Origin of the sequence: Ramlibacter sp. (assembly GCF_029866045.1) — a bacterium.
Lineage (GTDB): Bacteria > Pseudomonadota > Gammaproteobacteria > Burkholderiales > Burkholderiaceae_C > Ramlibacter.
In genome coordinates this window covers 1-21,238 of record NZ_JARXAB010000081.1, presented here as the reverse complement: position 1 = coordinate 21,238, position 21,238 = coordinate 1, and the positions used below count along the sequence as shown (strand labels likewise).

The 21,238-nt window shown below is 66.0% G+C and carries 22 protein-coding genes; 10 read left to right on the top strand and 12 right to left on the bottom strand.

What is annotated here, in order from left to right:
* The coding region (locus tag QE494_RS09440) for an NAD-dependent epimerase/dehydratase family protein (protein WP_300042741.1) at positions 1-813 on the bottom strand (813 nt) is incomplete at its 3' end.
* A 41-nt stretch (positions 814-854) separates the two neighbouring features.
* Here QE494_RS09440 and QE494_RS09435 point away from each other — a divergent pair.
* From QE494_RS09435 to QE494_RS09425, 3 genes are all read left to right on the top strand, one after another.
* Positions 855-1,937 carry a CDP-6-deoxy-delta-3,4-glucoseen reductase gene (locus tag QE494_RS09435; protein WP_300042740.1) on the top strand — a complete coding sequence of 361 codons (1,083 nt, stop codon included), beginning with the start codon at positions 855-857 and terminating at the stop codon, positions 1,935-1,937.
* Positions 1,938-2,058: 121 nt separating this feature from the next.
* On the top strand, positions 2,059-3,000 hold the full coding sequence (locus QE494_RS09430) for a tripartite tricarboxylate transporter substrate binding protein (RefSeq protein WP_300042742.1): 942 nt from the start codon (positions 2,059-2,061) through the stop codon (positions 2,998-3,000).
* 176 nt (positions 3,001-3,176) lie between these two features.
* Positions 3,177-3,971, top strand: a complete 795-nt coding sequence (locus QE494_RS09425) for an outer membrane beta-barrel protein (protein WP_300042739.1) — start codon at positions 3,177-3,179, stop codon at positions 3,969-3,971.
* Position 3,972: 1 nt separating this feature from the next.
* On the opposite strand, the gene QE494_RS09420 is transcribed toward QE494_RS09425, so the two are convergent.
* The 8 genes from QE494_RS09420 to QE494_RS09385 all read right to left on the bottom strand — a co-directional run bounded on the left by QE494_RS09420 (position 3,973) and on the right by QE494_RS09385 (position 13,028).
* Positions 3,973-4,689, bottom strand: coding sequence for an ABC transporter ATP-binding protein (locus tag QE494_RS09420; RefSeq protein WP_300042738.1), 717 nt, complete (start codon positions 4,687-4,689; stop codon positions 3,973-3,975).
* A gap of 1 nt (position 4,690) precedes the next feature.
* Positions 4,691-5,536, bottom strand: coding sequence for an ABC transporter ATP-binding protein (locus QE494_RS09415; protein WP_300042737.1), 846 nt, complete (start codon positions 5,534-5,536; stop codon positions 4,691-4,693).
* Between the two features lie 11 nt (positions 5,537-5,547).
* A complete protein-coding gene (locus tag QE494_RS09410) occupies positions 5,548-6,636 on the bottom strand; it encodes a branched-chain amino acid ABC transporter permease (RefSeq protein WP_300042736.1) in 1,089 nt (362 codons plus the stop codon).
* A gap of 16 nt (positions 6,637-6,652) precedes the next feature.
* A complete protein-coding gene (locus QE494_RS09405) occupies positions 6,653-7,582 on the bottom strand; it encodes a branched-chain amino acid ABC transporter permease (RefSeq protein WP_300042735.1) in 930 nt (309 codons plus the stop codon).
* Positions 7,583-7,757: 175 nt separating this feature from the next.
* Positions 7,758-9,089 carry a replication-associated recombination protein A gene (locus tag QE494_RS09400; protein ID WP_300042734.1) on the bottom strand — a complete coding sequence of 444 codons (1,332 nt, stop codon included), beginning with the start codon at positions 9,087-9,089 and terminating at the stop codon, positions 7,758-7,760.
* A 79-nt stretch (positions 9,090-9,168) separates the two neighbouring features.
* Positions 9,169-9,822 carry an outer membrane lipoprotein chaperone LolA gene (lolA, locus tag QE494_RS09395; protein WP_300042733.1) on the bottom strand — a complete coding sequence of 218 codons (654 nt, stop codon included), beginning with the start codon at positions 9,820-9,822 and terminating at the stop codon, positions 9,169-9,171.
* 125 nt (positions 9,823-9,947) lie between these two features.
* Entirely contained in the window at positions 9,948-12,290 is a 2,343-nt protein-coding gene (locus QE494_RS09390) for a DNA translocase FtsK (protein WP_300042732.1), read from the bottom strand.
* 63 nt (positions 12,291-12,353) lie between these two features.
* Positions 12,354-13,028 (bottom strand): Crp/Fnr family transcriptional regulator, encoded by a 675-nt coding sequence (locus QE494_RS09385; protein ID WP_300042731.1) that lies wholly within the window; start codon positions 13,026-13,028, stop codon positions 12,354-12,356.
* 153 nt (positions 13,029-13,181) lie between these two features.
* Here QE494_RS09385 and trxB point away from each other — a divergent pair, with 153 nt between their 5' ends.
* The 5 genes from trxB (at position 13,182) to QE494_RS09360 (ending at position 15,721) form a co-directional block, all read left to right on the top strand.
* Entirely contained in the window at positions 13,182-14,132 is a 951-nt protein-coding gene (gene trxB, locus QE494_RS09380; RefSeq protein WP_300042730.1) for a thioredoxin-disulfide reductase, read from the top strand.
* Between the two features lie 221 nt (positions 14,133-14,353).
* Entirely contained in the window at positions 14,354-14,587 is a 234-nt protein-coding gene (gene rpmB, locus QE494_RS09375) for a 50S ribosomal protein L28 (RefSeq protein ID WP_300042729.1), read from the top strand.
* 15 nt (positions 14,588-14,602) lie between these two features.
* Positions 14,603-14,773: a 50S ribosomal protein L33 gene (gene rpmG, locus QE494_RS09370; protein WP_300042728.1), complete on the top strand. Its 171-nt coding sequence runs from the start codon at positions 14,603-14,605 to the stop codon at positions 14,771-14,773.
* A 162-nt stretch (positions 14,774-14,935) separates the two neighbouring features.
* The gene (locus tag QE494_RS09365; protein WP_300042727.1) at positions 14,936-15,409 is read left to right on the top strand and encodes a 2TM domain-containing protein; all 474 of its coding nucleotides are present in this window, start codon (positions 14,936-14,938) and stop codon (positions 15,407-15,409) included.
* 60 nt (positions 15,410-15,469) lie between these two features.
* Positions 15,470-15,721 carry a type II toxin-antitoxin system Phd/YefM family antitoxin gene (locus QE494_RS09360; RefSeq protein ID WP_300042726.1) on the top strand — a complete coding sequence of 84 codons (252 nt, stop codon included), beginning with the start codon at positions 15,470-15,472 and terminating at the stop codon, positions 15,719-15,721.
* Between the two features lie 141 nt (positions 15,722-15,862).
* On the opposite strand, the gene QE494_RS09355 is transcribed toward QE494_RS09360, so the two are convergent.
* From QE494_RS09355 to purN, 3 genes are all read right to left on the bottom strand, one after another.
* Positions 15,863-17,077, bottom strand: coding sequence for a fatty acid desaturase (locus tag QE494_RS09355; protein ID WP_300042725.1), 1,215 nt, complete (start codon positions 17,075-17,077; stop codon positions 15,863-15,865).
* 127 nt (positions 17,078-17,204) lie between these two features.
* Entirely contained in the window at positions 17,205-18,461 is a 1,257-nt protein-coding gene (locus QE494_RS09350; RefSeq protein ID WP_300042723.1) for an RsmB/NOP family class I SAM-dependent RNA methyltransferase, read from the bottom strand.
* A gap of 70 nt (positions 18,462-18,531) precedes the next feature.
* The gene (gene purN / locus QE494_RS09345; protein ID WP_300042721.1) at positions 18,532-19,131 is read right to left on the bottom strand and encodes a phosphoribosylglycinamide formyltransferase; all 600 of its coding nucleotides are present in this window, start codon (positions 19,129-19,131) and stop codon (positions 18,532-18,534) included.
* A gap of 128 nt (positions 19,132-19,259) precedes the next feature.
* On the opposite strand from purN, the gene QE494_RS09340 reads away from it, so the two are divergent.
* Complete coding sequence (locus QE494_RS09340) at positions 19,260-20,441, top strand: acyl-CoA dehydrogenase family protein (RefSeq protein ID WP_300042719.1); 1,182 nt, start codon at positions 19,260-19,262, stop codon at positions 20,439-20,441.
* Between the two features lie 10 nt (positions 20,442-20,451).
* A partial coding sequence (locus QE494_RS09335; RefSeq protein WP_300042717.1) for an acyl-CoA dehydrogenase family protein occupies positions 20,452-21,238 on the top strand: 787 nt, incomplete at its 3' end.

Here is a 21,238-nt window from a genome sequence, read left to right as displayed (position 1 = left end):
CATTTCATTGTGGTGGTGGGCTTGAATGGCCGGTGGGGGCGGGCCGCGCCTGCGCGCGGCAACGACCACACGGGCAAGGTCGTCCGAATGCACATGGTTGGTGTAGACATCATCCTCAGGCCGCAGCACTGGCGTGCCGCGCAGGAGACGATCGCGCGGGGTGCCGCCGGGTCGATCGGGTGCGTAGATGCCGGGAATGCGCAGCAGGCTCACCCGGGCGCCGGTGGCACGGCCGAAGTGACGCATGATGCGCTCGGCATCCACCCGGCGCTGGGCGCGCGGGGTCGAGGGCGCCACCGGCCGCGCCTCGGTGATGCGCGCGCCAGCACAGTCACCATAGACCCCGCTGGTCGAGCCGTAAGCCAGTGAACGCGGCGGTGTCCGCATACGCAGCGCACGGGCCAGAGCCAGCGAGCGCGGGTCACGCCACCATTGCACCTGTCCATCGGAGGGCGGTGGCGCCAGGTGCACCACCCGAGTCGCCAGACCCGCCAGGCGAGACAGCGAGGTCGGGTCATCGAGGTTGCCCACCAGCGGCGTGATGCCGCTGGCGCGCAGCGAGGGCATGCGTGCCGGTGTGGAGGTCAGGGCCAGCAAGCGGGGGCGCGAGTTGCCTGCGCGGGGCGAAGCGGTGACAGGGCCGCCGGCGACAGCGATTGCAGCAGCGGCCGACTTGGCGCGGTCCGCTGCGAGCGCGGCTCCACCGAGAACGCCCGCCACACGCATCCCGACGTCGCCGCAGCCGACGATGAGGACGCGTTCGCGCCGGAAGCGGGCCGGCAGCGCGCCGAGCGGACTCTGGTTTGAGGGCAAAATCGTGTGGATTCGCGTTAGAAGTCCCAAGGATAACCAAGATGACTAGTCACATTGCCGCTGGCTCGGCCTTTCAGGTCACCGTGCAGCCCAGCGGCCGCCAGTTCGGCGTGGAAGCCGGCGAGACAGTGCTGGCAGCGGCTATCCGCCAGGGCATCGGCCTGCCCTATGGCTGCAAGGACGGCGCCTGCGGCTCTTGCAAGTGCAAGAAGCTCGAGGGCCGGGTCCACCACGGCCCGCACCAGGCCAAGGCACTCAATGACGACGAAGAGGCTGCCGGCCTCATCCTGGCCTGCAGCGCCACGCCCGAGTCCGACCTGGTGCTGGAGTCACGCCAGGTGACCGACGAGAGCGCCTTCCCGGTGCGCAAGATGCCCGCACGGGTGCAGTCGCTCGAGCGTCTGGCCCCCGACGTGATGGTGCTGCGCCTGCAATTGCCCGCCAACGACCCGATGCGCTATCACGCGGGCCAGTACGTGGAATTCATCCTGCGTGATGGCGCACGCCGCAGTTACTCCATGGCCAATGCGCCCCACCTGCTGGTGCGCGAAGAGGACGGGGTCACCATCGGCCCCAGCGTCGACCTGCATGTCCGGCACATGGCCGGCGGTCGCTTTACCGACCATGTGTTCGGCGCCATGAAGGAAAAGGAAATCCTGCGGGTCGAGGGCCCCTTCGGCAGCTTCTTCCTGCGCGAGGACACGCAAAAGCCCATCGTCTTCGTTGCCTCGGGCACCGGCTTCGCGCCGATCAAGGCCATCCTCGAGCACATGCAGTTCAAGGGCATCGACCGCCCCGCCGTGCTTTACTGGGGCGGCCGCCGCCCCGCCGACCTGTACATGGACAGCTGGGTGCGCGCCCAGTGCGCCCTGATGCCCCACTTGCGCTATGTGCCCGTGATCTCCAACGCCCTGCCCGAGGACCACTGGAGCGGCCGCACCGGCTTTGTCCATCAGGCGGTGCTGGAAGACACGCCCGATCTGTCGGGCCACGAGGTGTACGCCTGCGGCGCGCCGATCGTGGTCGAATCCGCGCAAAAAGACTATGTCCAGCGCGCCGGCCTGCCCAGCGAGGCCTTCTTCGCAGACTCTTTCACCTCTGAAGCCGACAAGCACGCGGGCTGATCCCGCCTCAAATAGGATGAAGATGAAAACCAAGCACGCCACTGTCTCGTCGTTCATGTCCACCACCCGCCGTCGCCTGCTGGCCGCTGGCGCGCTGGCGCCCCTGGCTGCATCGCTGCCCATGGGCGAGGCCCTGGCCCAGGGCACGCCACCGGCCGCCGCTGGCGCGCGCCCGATCCGCCTGATCGTCCCTTATGCCGCTGGCGGCCCGATCGATGTCACCGCCCGGCTGCTGGCCGAGAAAGTCAAGGACACCCTGGGCACGGTGATCATCGACAACAAGCCCGGCGCAGGCGGCAACCTGGGCGCCGACCTGGTGGCCAAGGCGGCACCCGACGGCCTGACCATCGGCATTTCAGCGGTGGCCACGCACGCGATCAACCCCTGGCTCTTCTCCAAGATGCCGTACGACGCCGACCGAGACTTCGCCGCCATCACCCAGATGCTGCGCGTGCCCAACGTGCTGGTGATGAACACCGAGACCGCCGCCCGCCTGAAGATCAACACCCTGGCCGACCTGATCGCCTATGGCAAGGCCAACCCCGGGCGCCTCAACTACGGCAGCGGTGGTAACGGCAGCGCCGGCCACCTCGCGGGCGAGTTGCTAAACCGTGAAGCTGGCATCACCTCGGTGCATGTTCCCTTCAACGGCGGCAACCCGGCCCAGCTCGCGCTGCTCTCGGGCCAGGTCGACTTCAACTTCGACAACCTGGCCACCGCCGCGCCCAATATCCGCGCCGGCAAGCTCAAGGCCTTGGCGGTCACCACCTTGCAGCGCTCGCCCTACCTGCCCGAGGTACCCCCGGTGGCCGACACGCTCAGGGGCTTTGCCATCGACACCTGGTGGGGCTTGGTGGCGCCAGCAGGCACGCCGCGCGACACGGTCCAGCGACTGAACCAGGCCTTCACCGCCGCCCTCCAGTCAGCCGATACCCGCACCCGCTTCGGCCAGTTGTTCGCCGAGCCAGTACCCACCAGCCCTGAGGAGTTCGCCGCCTTCATGCGCGCCGAGCTCGCCAAGTACGAGCGGGTGGTCAAGGCTTCGGGCGCCAAGGTCGACTGATTCCGCGCAAAAAAAGCCGCAGAGAAGCCGCGGAAAAATCGGCGACAAGCCGCACGCCACTTGCGACATCCGTAGCGCCCCGGCTTCCTACGGGAGCCAGGCCTCCACGACTACAGTTCGGCGGCGCAGGCCTGCCTAGATTCGTGTCTTCTGCGACACACGAAGAAAGGCTTGCCATGTCCTCTCCCCTCTTTTTTTCTGGCGGCCGGATGCGCCCGGTCCTGATGTCCTTGGGGCTTGCCGCCCTCGGTTGGTCCGCTACGGGTCATGTCCTGGCAGACAGCGGCAGTGGCCTGCGGGCACAAGCCATTGACCCCTACGCGGCCTCGCCCTCGGGCGATGTTGCGCCCGGTACGCCAGGGGCGAGCCCTGACGGCGGGCGCGCCGGCTTGCGCAGCAGCAGCGGCTTACCGTCTACAGACACGAGCGGCGCTGGGAGCAGCAGCACCAACGCCTGGGCACCGGGCTCGAGCCGAACCTCGATCGGGCTGAACCTGGGCCAGTCCAAGTTCGACGCCGCCTGCGACCCAGGCTTTGCCTGCGACGACGGAGACACCTACGCCGCCATCAGTGTGCGAAATATGGTCACACCGACGATGGGTGGCGAAATCGGACTGGTGCACATGGGCCGGATGGTCCGGGGCGGGGGCAATACCTGGGCCAGCGGGCTGAACTTCAGCCTGGTCGGCCAGACGCCTTCACTGATGGGCGGCTCGGGCGGCGCTGGCGGTGTGTCGGCCTTCGGCAAGGTAGGCGGGCTCTGGGGTCGTACCCACACCAACCTGGCGGCCGGCTCGACGCTGGCGAGCGGGACGCAAACCGGCTTCGGTCTCTCGCTGGGCGCAGGCCTGAGCTGGGACTTCAGCCAACGGACCTCGGCGGTGCTGGAGTGGGACCGCTACTGGTTCCACTTCGCTGGCGGCCAGGATCCGGTGAGCACCGCGAGCATCGGGCTGCAGTGGCGCTACTGAGTCACTCGCCCAGGTAGGCCGCTCGCACCTTGGGGTCGTCCAGCATCTGCCGGGCGTCCCCGTTCATGGTGATGAGTCCGGACTCCATCACATAGCCGCGGTCGGCGATCTGCAGCGCCCGGCTGGCGTTTTGCTCGACGAGGAGCACAGTCACGCCCTGGGCGTGGACGCCTTGCACCACCTCAAAGATCTTGTCGACCATGATCGGCGACAAGCCCATGGAGGGCTCGTCGAGCAGAAGGACCCGGGGCCGGCTCATGAGAGCCCGCCCCATGGCCAGCATCTGCTGCTCGCCGCCGGACAGGGTGCCGGCAAGCTGGTCACGGCGTTCGGCCAGGCGGGGGAAGGTGGTGAAGACCTTGTCGATGTCCTGCGCGATACCGGCCTTGTCCGTGCGGATGTAGGCGCCCATTTGCAGGTTCTCGGTGATGCTCATGCGGGTGAAGACGCCACGGCCCTCGGGCACCATGGCCAGGCCTTCCTTCACCAGGTCCCAGGCGCCTTGGCCGCGGATACTCCGGCCCAGGTATTCGATGTCACCGCCCGCCAGTGCCAAGGTGCCGGTGATGGCCTTCATGGTGGTGGTCTTGCCGGCACCGTTGGAGCCGATCAGGGTGACCAGTTCGCCTTCACGAACCTCAAAGTCCACACCCTTGACGGCCTGGATACCGCCGTAGGCGACCTGCAGGCCCTTGACCTTCAGAAGCACGTTCGTCATCTCACTGCCCTCCCTGTGCAGGGCTTGCTGCGGGGGTGGATGCCCCCTGGGTGGCTTGGGTGGCTTGGGCGGCCTGGGCCGAATGACCGCGGCCGAGGTAGGCCTCAATCACCTGCTCGCTGCGCTGGACGTCGGCCGGCGTGCCCTCGGCAATGGTCTTACCGTAGTCGAGCACCGTCACCCGGTCGCACAGGCCCATCACCAGCTTGACGTCGTGCTCGATCAGCAAGATGGTGCGCTGGTCCTGGCGGATGCGGTCGATCAGCTCGCGCAGTTGCAGCTTCTCGGTGGCGTTCATGCCCGCAGCGGGCTCGTCCAGCGCTATCAGCTGCGGGTCGGTCGCCAGGGCGCGCGCGATCTCGAGCCGGCGCTGGTCGCCATAGGACAGGGTGCGGGCCTTGAAGTCGGCGTAGCGGCCGATGCCAACGTAATCCAGCAGTTCCTGGGCGCGATCGGCAATCGCCTTTTCCTCGGCGCGGAAGGCCGCGGAGCGCAAGATGGCGCCCACCACGCCAGAGCCGGTGCGGATATGGCGGCCCACCATCACGTTCTCCAGCGCGGTCATGTCGGCAAAGAGACGAATGTTCTGGAAGGTACGCGCAATGCCGGCCTTGGCCACTTCGTGGACCGCGCTGGGCTGGTAGGGCTTGCCGGCCAGCTCGAAGCTGCCGCTGTCGGGCGTGTACAGGCCGGTGATCACATTGAAGAAGGTGGTCTTGCCCGCGCCATTGGGGCCGATCAGGCCGTAGACCTGGCCCCGCTCGATGGAAACGCCCACCTCGGAGAGGGCCTGGAGGCCGCCAAAGCGCTTGGAAACGCCGGCGACGCGAAGGACGATGTCTGCCATGGTGGTTTCCTTCAGCCGGATTTGTACAAGGACTTGCCGTTTTCCGGGGAGGGCCACAGACCGCGCGGACGCAGCAGCATCACGATGATCATGGCCAGTGCAATCAGCAGCTGACGCAAGATGGAGGCGTCGAGCCGGCCGCCAGTGGCGGCCTGCAGATCGAGCAGGCCCGAGACCCAGCGCAGCACCTCGGGCAGGGCCGACAAGAGCACCGCGCCGAGGATGACGCCGGGCAGGTGCCCGATGCCGCCGAGCACCACCATCGCGACGATCATCACCGACTCCATGAGGCTGAAGGACTCGGGCGAGATGAAACCCTGGAAGGCGGCGAACATGGAGCCAGAGACCCCGCCGAAGGTCGCGCCCATGCCAAAGGCCAGCAGCTTCATGTTGACGGTGTTGATCCCCATGGCCTTGGCGGCGATTTCGTCCTCCCGGATCGCCATCCAGGCGCGGCCGATGCGTGAGCGCTCGAGGCGGCTGCACACCAGGTAGCTCACCAGCACCAGCGCCAGGAACAGGTAGTAGTAGAGCGTGACGGACGACAACTCCATGAAGCCGATGTCCAGGCGCTTGCCCAGGTTCAGGCCTGCGATGCTGATCGAGTCGATCTGCCCCAGACCCTTGGGGCCGTTGGTGATGTTGACCGGGTGATCTAGGTTGTTGAGGAAAACCCGGATGATTTCGCCAAAGCCCAGCGTGACGATGGCCAGGTAGTCACCCCGCAGCTTGAGCGTGGGCGCGCCCAGAAGCACGCCGAGAATGCCCGCCAGCAGGGCCGAAAGCGGAATCACCAGCCAGATCGGCGTGTGCAGGCCGTCGGGAAACATCTGCGCGAACCAGGCGAAGTTCTCGGCCAAATGCGGCGAGGCCATCAGCCCGTACATGTAGGCGCCGATGGCGAAAAAGGCGACAAAGCCCAGGTCCAGCAGGCCGGCGAAGCCCACCACGATGTTCAGCCCGAGGGCCAGCAGAACATAGAGCAGGGCGAAGTCGGCAATGCGGACCCAGAAGTTGCCCATGGACTGCAGGAGCAGGGGCAGCAGCAACAGGATCAGGGCGGAGATCAGCAGGGAGCGCTTGTGGGCGATGAGGTTCATGGTCGGTACCCTCCTCTCACGCCCGGTCGGCCACGCGCTCGCCCAAGAGGCCCGAGGGGCGCAGGGTCAGAACCACGATCAGCACGATGAAGGCAAAGATGTCGGTGTAGTGGCTGCCCAGCGCGCCGCCGGTGAGCGCGCCAATGTATCCCGAGCCGATGGACTCGATCAGCCCCAGTAGCAAGCCGCCCACCACCGCGCCAGCCAGGTTGCCGATACCGCCAAAGACGGCGGCGGTAAAGGCCTTGAGGCCAGGCAAAAAGCCCATGGTGTGCTGCACGGTGCCGTAGTTGGAGGCGTACATCACACCGGCGATGGTGGCCAGTACCGCGCCGATGATGAAGGTTGCCGAAATGACCGTGTCGGGCTTGACGCCCATGAGGGCCGCCACCCGCGGGTTCTCCGCGGTGGCCCGCATAGCGCGGCCCAGCCGGGTGTGATTGACCAGGTACATCAGCACCGCCAGCGAGAGCGCAGTGACCGCCAGGATCACCACCTGTGTCACGGTGATGACCGCGCCCCCGATCTCCAGCGGCACGGCCGGCAACAGAGTCGGGTAGGGCTTGTAGTTGGGCTTGAAGATGATCATCGCCAGCGTCTGCAGCAAGATGGACATGCCGATGGCGGTGATGAGGGGCGCCAGCTTGGGGCTATTGCGAAGCGGCCGGTAGGCGACCTTTTCGATGACGAAGTTCAGCGCTGCGGCCACCACGCAGGAAATGACCAGGGCCAGCAGGAGAATCAGCCATCCTGGCGCGCCAGGCATGCCGTCCTGCATCACGCCGATGAGGGCCCAACTGGTGAGCGCGCCCACCATGAGCACCTCGCCATGGGCGAAGTTGATCAGGTTGATGATGCCGTACACCATGGTGTAACCCAAGGCCACCAGGGCGTACATGCTGCCCAGGACCAGACCATTGATGATCTGCTGCAGCAGGATGTCCATATTCGGTTCTCCAGGGTTGGGGGCCAGGGATCGCCCGGCCGCTCCGTCCAACTAGCAAAAAACCCGCCATGGGATGAGCGGGTGAGTGGGCGCGATTCTAGCGAGCGGGCCCTCCCTCTCACCGGAGAAAGACGCCGGGTTTTCCCCTGCCTACATCGCGCGTCGAGCAGCGGTCTTACTCCTGCACCGAACCATCGGGCCGGCTGCCTGCATCCAGAGCCCGCAGCTGGCGAAGTTTCTCGGCAATACGGATCTCCAGCCCACGCTCCACCGGCTCATAAAAGCGTGCCGGCGCCATGCCCTCGGGAAAGTAGTCCTCGCCGGCCGCATAGCCCCCGGCTTCGTCGTGGGCATAGCGGTAGCCCTTGCCGTAGTCGAGCTGCTTCATGAGGCGCGTGGGCGCATTGCGCAGGTGCAGCGGCACTGGGCGGGTACCGTCCTCCTTCACGAAGGCACGCATCTGCTTATAGGCGTTGTAGACCGCGTTGGACTTGGCGGCGACGGCCAGGTAGACCACCGCCTCGGCCAGGGCCAGTTCGCCCTCGGGCGAGCCCAGGCGCTCGTAGGTCTCGCAGGCGTCAAGCGCCAAGCGCAGGGCACGCGGGTCGGCCAGGCCAATGTCTTCGATGGCCATGCGTACCAGCCGCCGGCCGATGTAGCGAGGGTCGGCACCACCATCGAGCATGCGCACGAACCAGTACAGGGCGGCGTCGGGGTCGGAACCGCGCACGCTTTTATGCAGGGCGCTGATGGTGTCGTAGAACTGCTCGCCCCCCTTGTCGTAGCGACGCATGCGCTCGCCCAGCACCTTGAGCAGCCAAGCGTCGGTGAGGGTATCCACCTTCTGCGCCGCGGCCGCGACCGCGAGCGTCTCCAAGGTGTTGAGGAGCCGGCGCGCGTCGCCATCCGCGTAGGCGAGCAGGCGTTCGCGTGCCGCGTCCTCGAGCGCCGGTACCGCGCCCAGGGCCTGGGCACGGGTGACCAGCTGCGCCAGATCGTCCTCGGCCAGGGGCTGCAGCACATAGACCGCGGCCCGTGAGAGCAGGGCCGAGTTGACCTCGAAGGAGGGGTTCTCGGTGGTGGCACCGATGAAGGTGAACAGCCCCGACTCGACATGCGGCAAAAAGGCGTCTTGCTGGCTCTTGTTGAAGCGGTGCACCTCGTCGACAAAGACGATGGTGCGGCGCGGGTCCAGGCCACTGGCCACCGCCTGGGCTTGCTCCACCGCCTCGCGGATGTCCTTCACGCCCCCCAGCACCGCGCTGATGGTGATGAACTGGGCATCGAATGCCTGGGCCATCAGCCGGGCGATGGTCGTCTTGCCTACACCGGGCGGGCCCCAGAGGATGCAGGAGTGCGGCTGGCCAGACTCGAAGGCAATGCGCAGCGGCATGCCCTCGCCAAGCAGATGCTGCTGGCCGATCACCTCGCCCAGGGTGGCGGGGCGCAGGCGCTCGGCAAGGGGCGGGTGAGCAGAGACCGGGGAGGACGGGGCGCGGGTGGCCATGACGGATCGGGCGACGGATGCGGGGGGGCCGATGGGGCTTCGGGCGTGACGGAGGTGACGGGCGGGGGTCGCCGCCCGCCTACTGCCGAATCACGTCCGCGCCCGCAGGCGGCTTGAACTGGAAGGTGTCGGCCGGCAAGGCGATATTGGCCTCCACTTTCGCAAAGCGGATCTGCGAGCGCTGGCCCAGGCCGTCGACGATGTCGAGCGCCGCTAGTTCGGCGCCGCGCAGGCCCACCCGCAGCTCGCGCAGGGCGCCCTCGCGCTGGCGCGGCACGGCCACTACCCATTGCAGGACGTCACGCTCGGGTGGGGCAGACAGCTCGAAGGCATGACGCAAGGCGCCCAGGTCGGGCGCAGCGGCGATCAGCGCCGCGGGCGTGCTCGCCAGGGCCTGGCCCTGGCGCCGGGCAGTGACCTGGTTAAGGTCGGGGTCGTGCAGCCACAAGGTCTGGCCGTCGGCCACCAGCGTCTGCGCAAAGGGCTTGAGGTAGGTGAAGCGAAAGCGGTCGGGGCGCTGGAACTCGAAGCGCCCGCTGGACTGGCGCACCCGCGCCGGCTGGCCCTCACGGGCCGGCCCGGTTACTGTCTGGGTGAAATCGGCTCGGCCGCTCTTGGTGCTGCGCAAGAAAGCCTCCAGCGCCTCCACCCCGTCGGCACGCGCGGCCAGGGGCAAAAGCAGCCCGAGCAAAGCGGTCAAGGCCAGCAAGGCCAGGAGAAGGAGGCGGTGCATTGGCGCGGGGACAGGCACAGGGGCATGTCGCGGCGCATGACATTGAGCAGGCACAGATGCAGTGGCGCGGACAGGAAGCGGCATATGAACAGGCAGGTGGACAGGCATCGCAAACACTCCGGGCTTCACTCGCTGCGGGACGGGACCAGGATATCGCGCTGGCCGGCGCCGTTCATCGCGCTGACCAAACCCGCATTCTCCATGTCCTCGACCAGACGCGCGGCGCGGTTGTAGCCGATCTTGAGGTGACGCTGCACCAGCGAGATGCTGGCCTTGCGGTTCTTGAGCACCACCTCCACGGCTTGGTCGTACATCGGGTCCTTCTCGCCGCCGGCGTCGCTTTCGCCGAGCAGGCCGCCGTCCTCGTCGACGGTACCGCCTTCGAGCACGCCCTCGATGTAGTTGGGTTCACCGCCTTGCTCCTTGAGGTAGGCCACCACCCGGTGGACCTCTTCGTCACTGACGAAGGCGCCGTGCACCCGCACCGGGATCCCGCTGCCGCTGGCCATGTAGAGCATGTCGCCCATGCCCAGCAGGGCCTCAGCCCCCATCTGGTCGAGGATGGTGCGGCTGTCGATCTTGCTGCCCACAGAGAAGGCGATGCGGGTCGGGATGTTGGCCTTGATGAGGCCGGTGATCACGTCCACGCTGGGGCGCTGGGTCGCCAAAATGAGGTGAATGCCTGCGGCCCGCGCCTTTTGCGCCAGGCGGGCGATCAGCTCCTCGATCTTCTTGCCGACCACCATCATCAAATCGGCCAGCTCGTCGATCACCACCACGATATGCGGCAGGCGCTCGAGCGGCTCGGGGCTGTCAGGCGTGAGGCTGAAGGGGTTGTAGATGAAGGCCTCGCGCGACTTGGCCTCGTCGATCTTGCTGTTGTAGCCGGCCAGGTTGCGCACGCCCAGCTTGGACATCAGCTTGTAGCGGCGCTCCATCTCGGCCACGCACCAGGTCAGGCCGTGGGCCGCCTGCTTCATGTCGGTGACCACCGGCGCCAACAGGTGTGGGATGCCCTCGTAGACCGACATCTCCAGCATCTTGGGGTCGATCATCAACAGGCGCACGTCGCGGGCCTCGGCCTTGTAGAGAAGCGAAAGGATCATCGCGTTGATGCCCACCGACTTGCCCGAACCGGTGGTGCCGGCCACCAGCACGTGCGGCATCTTGGCCAGATCGGCGACCACCGGGTTGCCGATGATGTCCTTGCCCAGGCCCATGGTCAGCATGGACTTGGCCTCGTTGTAGACCTGGGAGCCCAGGATCTCCGACAGGCGGATCGACTGCCGCTTGGCGTTGGGCAGTTCGAGGGCCATATAGTTTTTGCCAGGGATGGTCTCGATGACACGGATCGACACGAGCGACAGCGAGCGCGCCAGGTCCTTGGCGAGGTTGACCACCTGCGAACCCTTCACGCCAGTGGCAGGCTCGATCTCGTAGCGGGTGATGACGGGGCCGGGCTGGGCCAGCACCACACGCACCTCGACGCCGAAGTCCTTGAGCTTTTTCTCGATCAGGCGCGAGGTCATCTCCAGCGTTTCGGGCGAGACGGTCTCCTGGCGGGTCTGGGCCGAGTCGAGCAGGTCGACCTGGGGCAGGTTGCTGTCCTTGAGTTCCTGGAACAAGGGCTTTTGCCGCTCCTTGGCCACCCGCTCGCTGCGGGGCACCTCCACCATCAAGGGCTCGATCAGCACCGGGGTCGGGTGCTGCTCTTCGTTTTCGATGCGCTCTTCCAGCACCGTTTCCTCGCGCTCTCGGGCCGCCTGCTGACCCAGGGCCAGGTCTTCGGCCATCTCGCGCTGCTCGCGGCGGGCCTCAAAGAACCCGTGAATGCGCGCGCCAATACGCTCAGCCACCTGTCCCCAGGAAAAGCGCAGCACCACCGCAGAAGACAACACCACCGCCACAATGGCCAGCAGGCCCGAGCCGCTGAAACCCAGCCAGCGCACAGCCAATGGTCCGACCAGCCAGCCCAGGGCGCCACCCGCATGATCGGGCAACAGCGGCTCAATCCTGTACAGGCGCGACCACTCCAGCCCCGCGCTGGCAGACAGCAGCACGGCCAGCGCCATCCAGAAGAGGATGCGCTGGCGCCACACGCGTCCGGCGGTCATCGGTTGGGCAGCTTCGACTGCCTCCGCAGCCCGCAGCCAGCGGGCCAAGGCGGTGAACCAAGTGCGCCATCCGGCGGCGACGCACCACCAGACCGAATAGCCCAGGGCGAAGTAACTCGTGTTGGCCAGATAAGCACCCAGGCGACCACCCCAGTTGGCGTTGGGCGTGCCGGCGCCAGAGGTGAAAAAAGCCGCGTCCTGGGCCGAATGGGTCAGGAGCGCCAGACACCAGAACACCAGGGTGACAGCGCCCAGCAGCAGGGCGATTTCCTGGCCAAAACGGCCCAGGGCTGCACGCGGCAAGGCGGCATTGCCGCCGTCGCGGTTTTCTAGGGTGTTGAGCGAGTACGTCATCAGTCAGGCGTGTCGTTGACGGCCGACTCCACCCCGGCGGAGATACGGCGCCAAACCCACAGCTTAGCCTAGCGAGCCCAGTTGTTCCCGGATCAGCATAGAACCATCTTCGCGGGTCTCGACGAAGCCCCGCTCTTCAAGGTCTTTCATCACGCGGCTGACCATCTCGCGCGACGCGCCGACCATTTTGGCGATGTCCTGCCGGGAGATCCGGTCGCGGATCGCCAGACGTCCCTCACGGTCGGGCTGAGCAAACTCCAGAAGCGCTCGCGCCACGCGGCCGTAGACATCCATCAGGGCCAGAGATTCGATCTTGCGGTCGGCCTGTCGCAGGCGCAGGACCAAGCCTTTCATGATGGCGTAGGCCATGGAGCTGTTGTCCGGCAGGCAGCGGGCGAACTCGGCCCGGGCCAGGGAGAGCATATCGGTCTGAATCTCGGCGCGCACGGTGGCTGAGTGGGCCTGGTTGTCGATCAGGCTCATTTCCCCGAGGTAGTCGCCGGGCTGCAAGGTGGCGAGGATGACCTCCCGGCCGCGGCGGTCGGCGGTGATGACCCGGGCCCGGCCGGTGAGGATGATGAACAGGATGTTGGACTTCTCTCCCTGTGCCACCACCACCTCGCCCCGCTTGAAGCGGCGCTTGACCACCGCATCGGCCACGATTTCTGCGTGGTCGGTGGTGAGCAGGGCAAACAAGGGCACCCGGCGAATGAGCTCGAGGTTGGACAGCATGGACATGGCGTTCCTCGTGCAGGTGATCGGTTCTTACAATCGGAGCCATCGAAAAGCCCGCGTACCGTCCTTATGGAACGGCGCGATACTCCCCCGACTCGAGCCGAATGTAATCGGGCCCGCCTCCTCCATGGGGTCTGGCCCGGGAGATTTACCCAAATGAGCAGCCAACACGCCAAAGTCATCATCCTGGGCTCCGGCCCGGCCGGCTACACCGCCGCCATCTATGCGGCCCGCGCCAACCTGCAACCGCTCCTCATCACTGGCATCGCGCAGGGCGGCCAGTTGATGACCACCACTGAAGTCGACAACTGGCCCGCTGATGTGCACGGTGTGCAGGGACCGGAGCTGATGCAGCGCTTCCAGGAGCATGCGGAGCGCTTCAACACCCAGATAGTGTTCGACCACATCAATCAGGTCGATTTCAGCAAGCGCCCATTCACCCTCACCGGGGACAGCGGCCAGTACACCTGCGACAGCCTGGTGATCGCCACGGGCGCGTCGGCCCGCTACCTGGGCCTGCCCTCCGAGGAGGCCTTCATGGGCAAGGGCGTGAGCGCCTGCGCCACCTGCGACGGCTTTTTCTACCGTGGCGAAATTTGTTGCGTGATCGGCGGCGGCAATACCGCGGTCGAAGAGGCGCTGTACCTGTCTAACATCGCACGCAAGGTCTACCTGGTACACCGCCGAGACAAGTTCCGCGCCGAACCAATCTTGATCGACAAGGTGATGCAAAAAGTGGCCGAAGGCAAGATCGAGCTCAAGGTGTTCAACACCCTGGACGAGGTACTCGGCGACGCCACGGGCGTGACCGGCATCCGCATCAAGGACACCCGCACCGGCGCCACCGAAGACGTGACACTCAAGGGTTGCTTCATCGCCATCGGCCACTCACCCAACACCGGCATCTTCCAGGGGCAACTGGAAATGAAGGACGGCTACATCGTGACCCGCAGCGGCAACAACGGCTTTGCCACCCAGACCAGCGTGCCCGGCGTGTTCGCCGCTGGCGACGTGCAGGACCATATCTACCGCCAGGCCATCACCAGCGCCGGCACCGGCTGCATGGCGGCGCTGGACGCCCAGCGCTTCCTCGAGCAGCAGGACTGAGTAGTCAAAAAGCATAGCAAAGGCGTCTTGCCGGGGCCCCGGGGTCGGATTGCTAACGCCCAGACGCAGCGCAATCCAGCAAAAGGGCCTTGTGGCCCGGCTATAATCGCGGGCTTTGCTGCTTCGGCCTGGGAAGGCATTCGGACGGCAAAACGGGTTACCGCCACCCTTTCTGGCGAGGTGAGGCGCTCACGACGTGACCGCCGTTGAAGGAGTGCTTGATGGCACGCGTATGCGAAGTGACGGGCAAAGGCCCGATGGTGGGGAACAATGTGTCCCACGCCAACAACAAGACCAAGCGCCGGTTCGAAGTGAACCTGCAATACCGCCGTTTCTGGGTTGAGAGCGAGAACCGCTGGGTGCGACTGCGCGTGTCGAGCGCCGCATTGCGCCTCATCGACAAGAAGGGCATTGACACCGTGCTGGCGGACCTGCGTGCCCGCGGCCAAGCCTAATCAAGGAGATTCAAAATGGCGAGCAAAGGCGGACGCGAAAAGATCAAGCTGGAGTCCCAAGCGGGCACTGGCCACTTCTACACCACGAGCAAGAACAAGAAGACGATGCCCGAGAAAATGTCGATCATGAAGTTCGACCCGAAGGCACGCAAGCACGTCGAGTACAAGGAAGTGAAGCTGAAGTAATTCGGCCTCTCTCACCCTGCAAAAAGCCCCGCACTGCGGGGCTTTTTCTTTGGACAGCTCTCGCTGTCGGGGCAAAGACGCGGCGCTGTCGTGGCCGTGTCGTCGCACAATCAGGCCGGAGATGCCAGTATCAGGGCGTCATAGCCGTCGAGGGACACATTCATGTTGATCCAGAAATTGCGACTGCAACGGGGTTGGTCCCAGCAGCAGCTGGCACAGGCCAGCGGCCTGAGTGCGCGGACGATCCAGCGCCTGGAAGCCGGTCAGCCGGCCAGCATGGAAACGCTCAAGTCCCTCGCGGCCGTGTTCGAGATCGACTACGCCAGCCTTCACCCGGAGACCCCCATGACCCCATCGACCGCCAACACCGCCGAGCAGGAGGAAGCCAAGGCCTTCAGGCAAGTGCGCCAGCTGCGGGCCTTTTACCTGCACCTGGCCCAGTACGTTCTAGTCTGCACACTCCTAGTGGCCATCAACCTCTTGACCCGCCCCAGCCACTTGTGGTCGCTGTGGGTGATCGGCGGCTGGGGCCTTGGCGTGCTGTCGCACGGCCTCCAGATTTTCAATCCCTTCCGGGTCCTGGGGCCCGAGTGGGAGCGGCGAGAGGTGGAGAAGCGCTTGGGGCGGCCGCTCTGAGTCCTGTCGTAGGACCAGTGTTTCAGACTCTGCGATCAATCAGTCCCTCGGAGGCCATTCATGCAAACTTGGCAGTTCCAGGACGCAAAAGCCCATTTCTCAGAGGTAGTGCGACGAGCCACCCAGGAGGGCCCGCAGGAAATCAGCGACCAGGGCCGACCGACGGCCGTGGTCGTCTCTCGAGAAATGTATGACCAACTCACAGGCAACCGGGAAAACCTGCTCGAGTTGATGCGCCATTCACCCCTCTTTGGCCAAGACGAGCCCGTCTTCAATCGGGATAGCACAGTGCCACGTGAGGATGTTTTTTGAAGTATCTGGTCGACCCCTGGTCGCCATCAACAGGCGGAGTCAAGTGCAACGCTGGCCACGTACAAGGTTGCAAAACGACACCGCGGCAAAAGACAAGAAAAAGCCCCGCACTACAGGGCTTTTTCTTGGGGCCTGAGCGCCTCAGGCGTGCGCCGCTCGCAGCTGCTGCGAGAAGGCCTGCAGGCGGGCAATGCCGCTGCTCTCGGCGCGCTGGCACCAAGCCTGCAGGTCGGCAGCCAGCTGGGGTCGGGTGAGGGTGGTATTCATCCAGACCTGGCGCAGTTCCTCGCGCATGGTCATCATCTTGTCGATGACCGGCGAGGCAGCGCGGGCCTGGGCCACCTGGTCACGCGCGTCGGCCGGCACCCGGTCATCGTCACGGTGGAGCCAACGATGGGCGGCTTTCACCGGCGCCAGGTCATGGCCCTTGGCCTGGAGCTGAGCAATTTCTTCCTTGGCTGCACGGCGCAGTTCGCGGGCGAAGCCGGCCATCACCTCGTAGCGGTTGGCGATGATGGCCTCCAGGGTCTTCTCGTCGGCGACCGGGCGGATCTCACCGAGTTGCAGCTTGGGCGGCACCTTCTTGACCTTGGCCCAGCCGATCATCTCGAAGGCGCGGATGTACGCCCAGCCTAGGTCGAACTCATAGGGCTTGACCGAGAACTTGGCCGCGGTCGGGTAGGTGTGGTGGTTGTTGTGCAGTTCTTCGCCACCGATGACGATGCCCCAGGGCGAGATGTTGGTGCTGGCGTCGGGCGCCTCGAAGTTGCGATAGCCCCAGTAGTGGCCGATGCCGTTGATGATGCCGGCAGCAGTGATAGGAATCCAGAGCATCTGCACCGCCCAGACGGTGGCACCCAGGGCACCAAACAGGACGATGTTGAGAATCAGCATGAGGGACACGCCGAGCGCGCTGTGACGGGTGTAGAGGTTGCGCTCGATCCAGTCGTTGGGCGTGCTGTGACCGTACTTGGAGATGGTCTCCTGGTTCTTGGCTTCCGTGCGATAGAGCTCGGCGCCGCGCCAAAGCACAGTGTCAATGCCGCGGGTCTGGGGGCTGTGCGGGTCTTCGGCGGTCTCGCACTTGGCGTGGTGCTTGCGGTGAATGGCCACCCACTCCTTGGTGACCATGCCGGTTCCCAGCCAGAGCCAGAAGCGGAAAAAATGCGAGGGGATGGGACCCAGATCGAGCGCGCGATGGGCCTGCGCTCGGTGCAGGAAAATCGTGACGGCGGCGATGGTGAAGTGGGTGGTGATCAGCGTGTACAGGATGACCTGCCAGACGCTCAGGTCCAAAAGACCATGGGCGAACAGATCGATCACTGAATTGAGCACCGGCCAGTCGGGAAGCAGCATGGGGTCGGGTATTCCGTGGAAGGGCAAACGCCCCAATTCTAGGGGCCGGGGCCATTCAACACCAGCGAAATGGAGACTTAGAGGCTCTGCCCCCGATGAAAGCGATCAAATTGCGCCCGCGCCCGCCTCAGGTTCGCTCCCAGACGGCAGCAAAAAAACCATCGGTGCCATGCCGATGCGGCCACAGACGCAGGAAGTCGCCACGGCACAGGGCCTGCGCGTCGCCCAGCTTGAGCGGTGCCAGGGCCTGGACAGCGGGCACCAACTTCCAGCCCGCCTCGGCCTGGGCAAAGGCCTCGGCGATGCCTTCGTTCTCCTCCCGCAGCAGGCTGCAGGTGGCATAGACGAGCCGGCCACCGGGTTTGACCAGGCGGGCCGCGCTACGCAGGATGGCCAATTGCTTGACGGTGAGCTCGGCCACCGCCTGGGGCGACTGCCGCCACTTGAGGTCCGGGTTACGCCGCAGCGTGCCCAGGCCCGAGCAGGGCGCGTCCACCAGCACCCGGTCGATCTTGCCGGCCAGGCGCTTGATGCGTTCGTCGCGCTCGTGCGCGATGGCCGCCGGGTGCACATTCGACAGGCCGCTGCGGGCCAGGCGGGGCTTCAGGGCATCGAGCCGGTGGGCCGAGGTATCGAAGGCGTACAGGCGCCCGGTGCTGCGCATGGCCGCGCCCAAGGCCAGGGTCTTACCACCGGCTCCGGCGCAGAAGTCCACCACCATTTCGCCGCGCTTGGGGTCGACCAGGGCAGCGAGTAGCTGCGAGCCTTCGTCTTGCACTTCGATCGCGCCGCGTGTGAAAGCTTCGAGCTTGGTCAGGGCCGGCTTGCCCGCCAGTCGAAGGCCCCAGGGCGAATAGGGCGTGGGCTGCGAGGCAATGCCCACGGCCTTGAGTTCCTTCTGGATGTCCTCACGCTTGGAGTTCAGGCTGTTGACCCGCAGGTCCAGCGGCGCGGGTTCGTTGAGCACCTGGGCCAGCGCCATGAATTCGTCGCCCAATTGCTCCCTGAGCGGCTGCACCAGCCACTCGGGCAGGCTGTGACGATGGCGCTCTAGCAGGTCTTCGTCGCGCACCCCGTCACAGGCGTCGAGCCAGCCCTTTTCCTGGTCATTGAGCGCGCTCTTAAGGAAGTCACGCGGGCCCGCAAAGCCCAGAATCGCAAGGCGGCGCTCGCGCGGTCCGCTTCCTGAGGGGGCGAAATGCTCGAAGCGCAGCTTGTGTCGCAGCACCGTGTAGGTCGTCTCGGCCAGGGTGGCGCGCTCACGCGGGCCGAGTTGCCGATGGTCGCGAAAGTAGCGCGAGACCACCGAGTCGGCCGGGTGCTCCAGCCGGAGGGTCAGGCCCACCAGTTCGGCGCAGGCGTCAAGCAGGGCTTTGGGATGCATGGGGGTTTCCAGAATTCGTGAGGGGGCCGGAGGGCCGGAAGGCGACAGGTCGGACAGGCGGGCCCGCAGCTCAGGCCGCGGGATGTTGCGGTGATCGGGCCAGCAGGCTGGCCACCGCCCGGGGGTAGATCTGATGCTCCTGGGTCAGCACGCGCGCCGCCAGCGTGTCTGGATTGTCGCTCTCGAGCACCGGAACCATGGCCTGCGCCAGGATCGGGCCGTGGTCCAGCTCGGCGGTGACCAGGTGCACGGTCGCCCCAGCGAACTTGCAGCCCGCCTCGATGGCGCGCTGGTGAGTGTGCAGCCCCGGAAAGGCGGGTAACAGCGAGGGATGGATGTTGACCAGGCGCCCCGCGTAGCGGTTCACGAAGCCGGGAGTGAGGATGCGCATGAAGCCGGCCAGCACCACCAGGGCGGGCTGGTGGGCGTCGATGGCGGCGGCCAGATCGGCTTCGAAGGCTTCTCGGCCTTCGTACTGCTTGTGGTCCACCACGGCAGTGGGCACGCCCATTTCCTGGGCCAGGGACAGGCCCCGGGCATCGGGACGGTTGCTGATGACGGCGGCCACACGGGCGCCCGGTCGCTGGGCCCAGTCCTCCTGCCGGGCGGCGCGAACGATGGCCACCATATTGGAGCCGCCGCCCGAGATCAGGATCACGATGTTCTTCATGGAGAGGGCGATTATCCCCAGCCGCATGGCCCACCCCACCCGGCGGCTCATGTCGCGCGACGGACATCCACCGACAAAATGAAAAGCACGATCGTGCTAAAAACGGCGATCAATTGGAGACCCCGCCCATGGATCTGGCCTTTACCCCCGAACAACAGCGATTCCGAGAAACCATCCGCGCCTGGGTGGGCGAGAGCTTGCCCACCGACATTGCCCACAAGGTGAACCACCACCTGCACCTGAGTCGCGAGGACATGCAGCGCTGGGCGAAGATTCTGGGCAAGAAGGGCTGGCTCGGCCATGCTTGGCCCACCGCCTTTGGCGGCCCGGGTTGGGACGCCGTCGAGCGCCACTTGTTCGAAGAAGAGTGCGCCCTGGCTGGCGCGCCCAGGGTGGTGCCTTTCGGCCCGGTGATGGTGGCGCCGGTGATCATGGCCTTTGGCACACCCGAGCAGCAAAAGCGCTTTCTGCCCGGCATCGCCACCGGCGAGGTGTGGTGGAGCCAGGGCTACTCTGAACCCGGCTCGGGCTCGGACCTGGCCAGCCTCAAGACCCGGGCCGAGCGCCAGGGCGACAAGTACATCGTCAACGGCCAGAAGACCTGGACCACCCTGGGCCAGTACGGCGACTGGATCTTCTGCCTGGTGCGCACCGACAACTCGGGCAAGCCCCAGACCGGCATTTCTTTCCTGCTGATCGACATGAAGTCACCGGGCGTGCAGGTGCGGCCGATCATCATGCTCGACGGCGGTCATGAAGTGAACGAAGTCTGGTTCGACAACGTGGAGGTGCCGGCGGAGAACCTGGTGGGCGAGGAGAACAAGGGCTGGACCTATGCCAAGTACCTGCTGGCCCACGAACGCACCAACATCGCCGACGTGAACCGCGCCAAGCGTGAGCTCGAGCGCCTGAAGCAGGTGGCTAGGCAAGAGGGCGTGTGGGACGACACCCGCTTTCGCGACGAGATCGCCAAGCTCGAGGTCGAGGTGGTGGCGCTGGAGATGATGGTGCTGCGGGTGCTCTCGGCCGAGACCTCGGGCAAGAGCTCGCTGGACATCGCGGGCCTGCTCAAGATCCGCGGCAGCGAGGTCCAGCAGCGCTACACCGAGCTGATGATGCTCGCCGGCGGCCCTTACGCCCTGCCCTTCATGCGTGAGGCGATGCAGGCGGGCTGGCAAGGCGACTTCCCTGGTGGCGCAACAGGCCTGGCCCCCATGGCCGCCGCCTATTTCAATGTGCGCAAGACCACGATCTACGGCGGCTCCAACGAGGTGCAGCGCAACATCGTGGCCCAAACCGTCTTGGGCTGAGGAACACAGCATGAACTTCGATTTTTCAGACGACCAGCAGCAACTGCGCGACGCCGTGCAAAAGTGGGTGGCGCGCAGCTACAGCTTTGACAAGCGCCGCGCCGCGGTCAAGGCGGGTGGTCTCGACCGCGCGGCCTACGCCGAGCTCGCCGAGTTAGGCCTCACCGGCCTGTATGTGCCCGAAGCGCTTGGCGGCATGGGCATGGGTCCGATGGAGGCCATGGTGGTGATGGAGGAACTGGGGCGCGGCATGGTGCTCGAGCCCCTGCTGCAGACCCTGGTGGCCAGCGGCGTGATCCATGGCTACGCACCCGAGGCGGTGCAGGCCGACTGGCTGCCTCGCATCGCCTCCGGCGAGGCCCTGGTGGTGCTGGCGTACCACGAGCGCGCTGCCCGCTGGCACCTAGACCGCTGCACCACCACCGCACGAAACGCCGGTGGCTGGACGCTCACCGGTACCAAGAGCGTGGTGCCTGGCGGCGACCGCACCGACGCCTACCTGGTGCCTGCGATGGCCGGTGGCCAGATGGCGCTGTTTCTGGTCGAGCGCGGCGCCGCAGGCGTCACCGCCACTGGCTATGTGACCCAGGATGGCAGTCGCGCCGGCGAGCTCACGCTGGCCGATGCACAGGCCACACTGATCACCACCGACGGCCTCGCCGCGCTCGAGCATGCAGTGGACATCGGCATCGCCGCCACCTGCGCAGAGGGCGTGGGCGCGATGGAGTTCACCATGACGCTCACCGCCGACTACATGAACACCCGCAAGCAGTTCGGCGTGCCCATTGCCAGCTTCC

What these genes read in the sequence shown, in the direction of transcription:
- QE494_RS09435 (WP_300042740.1), top strand. Translation starts at nt 855, where the DNA reads ATGACTAGTCACATTGCCGCTGGCTCGGCCTTTCAGGTCACCGTGCAG.
- QE494_RS09430 (WP_300042742.1), top strand. Translation starts at nt 2,059, where the DNA reads ATGGGCGAGGCCCTGGCCCAGGGCACGCCACCGGCCGCCGCTGGCGCG.
- QE494_RS09425 (WP_300042739.1), top strand. Translation starts at nt 3,177, where the DNA reads ATGTCCTCTCCCCTCTTTTTTTCTGGCGGCCGGATGCGCCCGGTCCTG.
- QE494_RS09420 (WP_300042738.1), bottom strand. Translation starts at nt 4,689, where the DNA reads ATGACGAACGTGCTTCTGAAGGTCAAGGGCCTGCAGGTCGCCTACGGC.
- QE494_RS09415 (WP_300042737.1), bottom strand. Translation starts at nt 5,536, where the DNA reads ATGGCAGACATCGTCCTTCGCGTCGCCGGCGTTTCCAAGCGCTTTGGC.
- QE494_RS09410 (WP_300042736.1), bottom strand. Translation starts at nt 6,636, where the DNA reads ATGAACCTCATCGCCCACAAGCGCTCCCTGCTGATCTCCGCCCTGATC.
- QE494_RS09405 (WP_300042735.1), bottom strand. Translation starts at nt 7,582, where the DNA reads ATGGACATCCTGCTGCAGCAGATCATCAATGGTCTGGTCCTGGGCAGC.
- QE494_RS09400 (WP_300042734.1), bottom strand. Translation starts at nt 9,089, where the DNA reads ATGGCCACCCGCGCCCCGTCCTCCCCGGTCTCTGCTCACCCGCCCCTT.
- lolA (WP_300042733.1), bottom strand. Translation starts at nt 9,822, where the DNA reads ATGCACCGCCTCCTTCTCCTGGCCTTGCTGGCCTTGACCGCTTTGCTC.
- QE494_RS09390 (WP_300042732.1), bottom strand. Translation starts at nt 12,290, where the DNA reads ATGACGTACTCGCTCAACACCCTAGAAAACCGCGACGGCGGCAATGCC.
- QE494_RS09385 (WP_300042731.1), bottom strand. Translation starts at nt 13,028, where the DNA reads ATGTCCATGCTGTCCAACCTCGAGCTCATTCGCCGGGTGCCCTTGTTT.
- trxB (WP_300042730.1), top strand. Translation starts at nt 13,182, where the DNA reads ATGAGCAGCCAACACGCCAAAGTCATCATCCTGGGCTCCGGCCCGGCC.
- rpmB (WP_300042729.1), top strand. Translation starts at nt 14,354, where the DNA reads ATGGCACGCGTATGCGAAGTGACGGGCAAAGGCCCGATGGTGGGGAAC.
- rpmG (WP_300042728.1), top strand. Translation starts at nt 14,603, where the DNA reads ATGGCGAGCAAAGGCGGACGCGAAAAGATCAAGCTGGAGTCCCAAGCG.
- QE494_RS09365 (WP_300042727.1), top strand. Translation starts at nt 14,936, where the DNA reads ATGTTGATCCAGAAATTGCGACTGCAACGGGGTTGGTCCCAGCAGCAG.
- QE494_RS09360 (WP_300042726.1), top strand. Translation starts at nt 15,470, where the DNA reads ATGCAAACTTGGCAGTTCCAGGACGCAAAAGCCCATTTCTCAGAGGTA.
- QE494_RS09355 (WP_300042725.1), bottom strand. Translation starts at nt 17,077, where the DNA reads ATGCTGCTTCCCGACTGGCCGGTGCTCAATTCAGTGATCGATCTGTTC.
- QE494_RS09350 (WP_300042723.1), bottom strand. Translation starts at nt 18,461, where the DNA reads ATGCATCCCAAAGCCCTGCTTGACGCCTGCGCCGAACTGGTGGGCCTG.
- purN (WP_300042721.1), bottom strand. Translation starts at nt 19,131, where the DNA reads ATGAAGAACATCGTGATCCTGATCTCGGGCGGCGGCTCCAATATGGTG.
- QE494_RS09340 (WP_300042719.1), top strand. Translation starts at nt 19,260, where the DNA reads ATGGATCTGGCCTTTACCCCCGAACAACAGCGATTCCGAGAAACCATC.